Raw genomic sequence first — 6,089 nt, 5'->3', positions numbered from 1 at the left:
TACCACCATCAACCGCCTGTGCGGCTCCGGCATGGATGCGGTGGGTACGGCGGTACGCGCCATCAAGGCCGGTGAGCTGGATCTGGTGCTGGCCGGGGGCGTGGAGTCCATGTCTCGTGCGCCCTATGTGATGGGCAAGGCGGACTCGGCCTTTACGCGTGGCCAGAAAATAGAAGACACCACCATCGGCTGGCGCTTTATCAATGCGCAGATGAAGGCCCGGTACGGTGTGGACTCGATGCCGGAAACGGCAGAGAACCTCGCCGAACAGTTCGCTGTCTCACGGGAAGATCAGGATGCCTTCGCCGTTCAGTCACAGCTAAAAGCGGCTCGGGCACAAAGCGAAGGTCGCTTTGCCGAAGAAATCGTGGCGGTGGAAATTCCACGCCGCAAGCAGGAGCCGCTGCTGTTTACCGATGACGAGCACCTGCGTCCCGGTACCAGCCTGGACAAGCTGGCCGCCCTGCCCACACCTTTCCGTGACGGTGGCAGCATTACCGCCGGCAACGCCTCGGGCGTCAACGACGGCGCTGCCGCCATGCTGATCGCCAGCGAAGAAGCGGTGCAGCGTCACGGTCTCAAGCCGATGGCCCGTATTCTGGGCATGGCCACCGCCGGGGTCGAGCCGCGCATCATGGGCATAGGCCCGGTGCCGGCGGTACGCAAGCTGCTGGAACGTCACCGGTTGTCGATAGATGATATCGACCTGTTCGAGTTCAACGAGGCCTTTGCCGCCCAGGCGCTGGCCTGCATGCGTGAGCTGGGAATCGACGACAACGACGTCCGGGTCAACCCTAACGGCGGCGCCATCGCCCTGGGTCATCCGCTGGGCATGTCCGGCGCCCGGCTGCTGCAAACCGCCGCTCACGAGCTGCACCGGCAGAACAAACGCCTGGCCCTGTGTACCATGTGTGTGGGCGTCGGCCAGGGTATCGCGACCCTGATTGAGCGGGTGTAATACCAAACAGATTAAATAACAGAGCTATTTTGGTGCCCGGTAAAGGTCGGAGGAACAAATCCCTTTATCCTCCTTGATGGGTCGCAGTGGTCTGTTGGCACTGTCTGCCAGTTCAGGAGTATCGGCCTTGTGGTTGGTTTATCTGGGCTGGCTGTTTTTGTTTTAAATCGGGAGGCTAAATGTCGTTTCTGGAAATTAACGGTCGTACGGTCGGTTACCGCTTGCTGGGTAACCCGGACAATCCGCTGGTGGTGCTGGCTCATCCGCTGGGCATGAGCCAGGCGGTGTGGGACGATTTGCTGCCTATATTGCTGCCCCATTATCGGGTGTTGAGCTGGGATCTGCCCGGTCACGGCAGCAGTGCCGCCTGGGAAAACGGAGATATCAGTCCGGCCCGTCTGGTGGGTGAGGTGCTGGCACTGGTTGATCAGGCGGGCGTAGAGCGCTTTCATTTTGTTGGCACTTCCATCGGTGGCGTTATCGGTCAGCAGCTGCTCGGCCAGGCGCCCGAACGGCTGCTGTCGGCGACCCTGACCAACACCGGTGCCGTCATCGGTACCGCCGAGGCCTGGCAAACCCGAGCCGCCGCCATACGCGAACAGGGCTTGCCCGCCATGGCGGTGGACATAGTGCCGCGCTGGTTTGGTTCTGCCGCTTCTGAGGCGCAACCTGCCCTGATCAGTGGCTGGAACACCATAATGGGGCGGGGCGATGCCAACAGTTATGCCTTGCTGTGCGAGATGCTGGGGCGTGTCGATTTTAGCGAACAACTCGGTGGCCATCAGGTGCCCTTGTTGCTGATAGGGGGCAGTGACGATGTCGCCACCCCGCCGGCATCACTTAAAGCGCTGGCCCAGTGTTGCGGTGTGGGTGAGCCGGTTATTCTGGAACAGGTGGGCCATGTGCCCTCGGTTGAAGCACCGGAAAGCGTTGGCCGTGAGCTGCTGGAACATATCAGCCGCGCCTGAACGCCCCCTCACTATGTCAGCCTGCCGGCAAGCGGCATTGCCTCTTCTCTCAGGCTGACATCACTCGCCCAATCAAACTCGAACACCTCGCTTGATGTTCAAGGCTGCAGACTGGCTGTTTATTCGTTACAGTGATCGTGTTACTCGTATAAATATAAAAACCATAGTGTTAACAGGAGCCTGTATGACCAGTGAATATCAAGTTCCCACCGTGTGGACACTGCCGGAAGACGATGGTAGCACCTGGGCAAAAACCAACCGGCCGATATCGGGAGCCACCCACGATAAAGAGCTACCCAGGGGCGAGCATCCACTGCAGCTGTATTCCATGGGCACGCCTAATGGCCAGAAAGTGACTATTTTGCTGGAAGAGCTGCTGGCGTTGGGGGTAACCGGCGCAGAATACGATGCGCATTTGATTCGCATTGGCGACGGGGAGCAGTTTTCCAGCGGCTTTGTAGAGATAAATCCCAATTCTAAAATTCCGGCACTGCAGGACTGCTCGACGGATGTGCCCATCCGGGTGTTTGAGTCCGGCAACATACTGCTGTATCTGGCAGAAAAGTTTGGTCACTTTTTGCCAGCCGGTATTGCCGAGCGTACCGAAACCCTGAACTGGCTATTCTGGTTACAGGGAGCGGCGCCGTATCTGGGCGGTGGCTTTGGTCACTTTTATGCCTATGCGCCCGTGAAAATAGAGTACGCGATTAACCGCTTCACCATGGAAGCCAAGCGTCAGCTAGATGTGTTGGACAAGCAACTGGCAGATAAGCCGTATGTTGCCGGCAACGACTACAGCATTGCCGATATAGCCATCTGGGCCTGGTACGGCAACCTGGTGCTGGGATGGGCGTATGATGCCGCCGAGTTTATTGATGCTGCCAGTTATACCCATGTGCAACGCTGGGCGAAAAACATTGCCGCACGCCCGGCGGTACAAAGAGGGCGTATTGTTAATCGCATCAGTGACGAGCCGGGAGAGGCACTGGCCGAGCGCCATTCGGCGGCGGATATCGATGCCGTATTGGCTAACAAAGCCTAACCTGCAAGAAACGAGATTTATCCAGGAGCGCCGTCAAGGCGCTTTTTTTTTATCAAGCACAGATATAACGGCCTGTTGCTAGGTTCACGCAAGTACCGCATGACGGCGCTTACCGGCTGAAGATGCGGGCTGCAGACAGAGGGTATTGATCTACCTGTAGCCCATGTTTCTGGCCAGAGAATGCAGCTGATTTCAGGTCATAAAATACAGCACGCCAGTAATCACGATACCGGAATACACCAGCATGATCAGGCAATAACCCATAATATCGCGCGCCCCCAGGCCGACAATGCCCAGCAATGGTAATGCCCAGAAGGGTTGTATCATGTTGGTCCAGGCATCACCCCAGGCAATGGCCATGGCGGTTACGGTAGGCGACACCCCTAGTGCCTGGGCGGCCGGTAACATAATGGGCGCCTGCACCGCCCACTGGCCGCCACCCGAGGGCACAAACACGTTGACCAGACCGGCACTTAAAAAGGCCAGCAGCGGAAAGGTGTCGGCGGTAGACCAGGAAATAAAGGTCTCGGTGATCTGGCGGCCCAGAGAAATCCCCTCACTGTTGGCACCCATCATCATTCCCATAATACCGGCATAGAAGGGAAACAGCAGTACTATGCCGCTGATGCCGCGTACGCTTTCATCTACGGTACGCATATAGCGCTCGGGCGTGCCGTGCAATAGCAGCCCGGCGAACAGGAAGATGGCGATAACGATGTCCAGCCCCAGCACAAAGCCCTTGCTGCTGAAGTGATTGAACAGATACACGGCGGCCATGGCCACCAGAGCCCACCCCAGCAAACGGCTATCGTCCAGCCGCTGGGCGGGGGTGTCGCGTTTGGGGCGATCGGTACGGGATTCTATCAACTTGGCCGGATCGGCCACCTTGGGGTTTTGCCTTGGGTGCATGGCACGGTTAAGCAACGGCAGGCCGATGACCAGAAGGACGATAATGGTCAGGTTATAGGTGGTAAACAGGGTTTGGCCAACGGCAATGGGATCGGACAAGACGCCATTGGTGATGCGTGCCAGGCTCTCGCCGCCGCTGGCCATCGACAAAGGCACGGAGCCAGACAGGCCACCATGCCAGATCAAAAAGCCGGAATAGGCAGAAGCCACCAGCAAGGGGTAATCCACACCAGCTACCTTGCGCGCCAGTGCACGTGCAAACACGGCGCCTATGACCAGGCCAAAGCCCCAGTTAAGCCAACAACCCGCCAGTGCTACCAGGGTCACCATAATAACGGCTTGCCCGGGAGTGCGGGCCAACCCCGCCAAACGGTCGAGCAGACGGTTAATGATGGGAGCCGAAGCCAGGGCGTGGCCGGTGACAAAAATCAACCCCATTTGCATGGCAAAGCCCAGCAGAGTCCAAAACCCGGTGCTCCAGTGTTGCACCATGGCCGGCAGACTTTGTCCGGTTGCAATAATGCCGGCTCCCAGGACAAACAAGGTGAGCAGAGCAGAGAAGACAAACGCCGAGGGTAGGTAGCGCTGTACCAGGTTCACACTGAACCCCGTGATTTTATTGAACATCATAAGCATCCTTAATGTGATGAACAGTGACGCCCGGTTATAGCAATATAACCGGGCGTAGAGTGCAAGGTGCAGGCCTTGACGGCAATGATTTAACGTCGTTTAACCTGGTGTCTGTACGAGTAGATCAGGATTCAAAGCGCATCTCGGGCACCTGTTCGGGCACGATCAGCTTGCCGGCGGTGAGGGCGACTATCTCTTCGACGCTGACGCCGGGCGCTCTTTCTTTGAGGATGAAGGCGCCGTCTTCGATTTCCAGATAGGCCAGATCGGTCAGCACCCTCTTGATGCAACCGGCGCCGGTCAGCGGCAGCGAACACTGGGGCAGCAGCTTGGAGTCGCCGTTTTTAGAGGCGTGGGTCATGGTGACGATGATGTTGTCGGCACCGGCCACCAGATCCATGGCGCCGCCCATGCCCTTGACCAGCTTGCCCGGGATCATCCAGGAGGCGATGTTACCCTGTACGTCTACCTCGAAGGCGCCGAGCACGGTCAGGTCCACATGGCCGCCGCGGATCATGGCGAAGGATTCTGCCGAGTCGAAAATGGAGGCGCCAACCCGGGCGGTGACCGTTTGCTTGCCGGCGTTGATCATGTCGGCGTCCAGCTCCGTCTCGGCAGGGAAGGAACCCATGCCGAGCAGGCCGTTTTCTGACTGCAGCATGACTTCCATGCCCTCGGGCACATAGTTGGCGACCAGGGTGGGAATACCAATACCCAGGTTGACGTAGAAACCGTCCTGTAATTCGCGGGCCACGCGCCGGGCCATTTGTTCGCGGGTTAGCGCCATCAGATGTTCTCCTTGCTGTAAACGGTGAAAAAAGGCTGCGGGTTCAAGCGCGCAGGGTCCGCTTTTCGATACGTTTTTCGAACTGGCCGCAGATAATGCGATCCACATAGATACCGGGCGTATGGATCAGATCGGGCTCCAGGGCGCCGGGCTCGACGATTTCTTCCACTTCCACTACCGTGATTTTTCCGGCGGTGGCGGCCAGCGGATTGAAATTGCGGGCGGTGTGACGATAAATTACGTTGCCGTAGTGGTCGGCTTTCCATCCTTTGACGATGGCAAAGTCACCGGTGATGGCCGGCTCCAGAATATGAGGGCGGCCGTTGAACTCGCGTACTTCCTTGCCTTCGGCAATCGCGGTGCCGTAGCCGGTCGCGGTGAAGAAGGCGGGAATGCCGGCGCCACCGGCGCGCATTTTTTCCGCCAGGGTGCCCTGGGGTGTCAGTTCCACTTCCAGCTCGCCGCTGAGCAGCAGTTGCTCGAACAGAGCGTTTTCTCCCACGTAAGAGGCGACCATCTTGCGAATTTGCCGGTCTTCGAGCAGCAGACCCAGTCCGAAGCCGTCCACGCCGCAGTTGTTGGATACTATGGTGAGATCCCGGGTGCCCTTGCGCTTGATCTCGGCAATCAGGTTTTCGGGAATACCGCAGAGACCGAAACCACCGGCCAGCACCGTCATGCCATCTTCCAGCCCTGCCAGGGCTTCTTGGTAGCTGTTCACTCGTTTATCGAAACCTGCCATCACAGTTCCCTCTTGTTGTACGTCGTCGAACATGAGTTGTTGCTGTCGAGTAT

The 6,089-nt window shown here is 58.2% G+C and carries 6 protein-coding genes; 3 read left to right on the top strand and 3 right to left on the bottom strand.

Annotated features, from left to right (window positions below):
- The 3 genes from ACLEIV_RS13985 to yghU all read left to right on the top strand — a co-directional run.
- On the top strand, window positions 1-958 hold a 958-nt coding region (locus ACLEIV_RS13985), incomplete at its 5' end, for an acetyl-CoA C-acyltransferase (RefSeq protein ID WP_410457250.1).
- Window positions 959-1,137: 179 nt separating this feature from the next.
- Complete coding sequence (locus ACLEIV_RS13980) at window positions 1,138-1,926, top strand: alpha/beta fold hydrolase (protein WP_410457249.1); 789 nt, start codon at window positions 1,138-1,140, stop codon at window positions 1,924-1,926.
- 184 nt (window positions 1,927-2,110) lie between these two features.
- Window positions 2,111-2,968, top strand: coding sequence for a glutathione-dependent disulfide-bond oxidoreductase (yghU, locus tag ACLEIV_RS13975; RefSeq protein ID WP_410457248.1), 858 nt, complete (start codon window positions 2,111-2,113; stop codon window positions 2,966-2,968).
- A gap of 192 nt (window positions 2,969-3,160) precedes the next feature.
- Here the strand turns inward: yghU and ACLEIV_RS13970 are convergent, their stop codons facing one another.
- The 3 genes from ACLEIV_RS13970 to ACLEIV_RS13960 all read right to left on the bottom strand — a co-directional run bounded on the left by ACLEIV_RS13970 (window position 3,161) and on the right by ACLEIV_RS13960 (window position 6,036).
- On the bottom strand, window positions 3,161-4,507 hold the full coding sequence (locus tag ACLEIV_RS13970) for a short-chain fatty acid transporter (RefSeq protein ID WP_410457247.1): 1,347 nt from the start codon (window positions 4,505-4,507) through the stop codon (window positions 3,161-3,163).
- 124 nt (window positions 4,508-4,631) lie between these two features.
- Window positions 4,632-5,294, bottom strand: coding sequence for a CoA transferase subunit B (locus tag ACLEIV_RS13965; protein WP_410457246.1), 663 nt, complete (start codon window positions 5,292-5,294; stop codon window positions 4,632-4,634).
- A gap of 43 nt (window positions 5,295-5,337) precedes the next feature.
- On the bottom strand, window positions 5,338-6,036 hold the full coding sequence (locus ACLEIV_RS13960; protein ID WP_410457245.1) for a CoA transferase subunit A: 699 nt from the start codon (window positions 6,034-6,036) through the stop codon (window positions 5,338-5,340).
- Between the last annotated feature and the right edge of the window lie 53 nt (window positions 6,037-6,089).

The sequence above is a fragment of the Oceanisphaera submarina genome, from assembly GCF_046521305.1.
GTDB classification, from domain to species: domain Bacteria; phylum Pseudomonadota; class Gammaproteobacteria; order Enterobacterales; family Aeromonadaceae; genus Oceanimonas; species Oceanimonas submarina.
Note: the sequence above shows the minus strand (reverse complement) of the source record. Positions and strands in the feature narration are given on the sequence as shown.

Bases quoted from the DNA above. Each gene is read 5' to 3' on its own strand.
- ACLEIV_RS13980 (WP_410457249.1), top strand. From the start codon at position 1,138: ATGTCGTTTCTGGAAATTAACGGTCGTACGGTCGGTTACCGCTTGCTG.
- yghU (WP_410457248.1), top strand. From the start codon at position 2,111: ATGACCAGTGAATATCAAGTTCCCACCGTGTGGACACTGCCGGAAGAC.
- ACLEIV_RS13970 (WP_410457247.1), bottom strand. From the start codon at position 4,507: ATGATGTTCAATAAAATCACGGGGTTCAGTGTGAACCTGGTACAGCGC.
- ACLEIV_RS13965 (WP_410457246.1), bottom strand. From the start codon at position 5,294: ATGGCGCTAACCCGCGAACAAATGGCCCGGCGCGTGGCCCGCGAATTA.
- ACLEIV_RS13960 (WP_410457245.1), bottom strand. From the start codon at position 6,036: ATGGCAGGTTTCGATAAACGAGTGAACAGCTACCAAGAAGCCCTGGCA.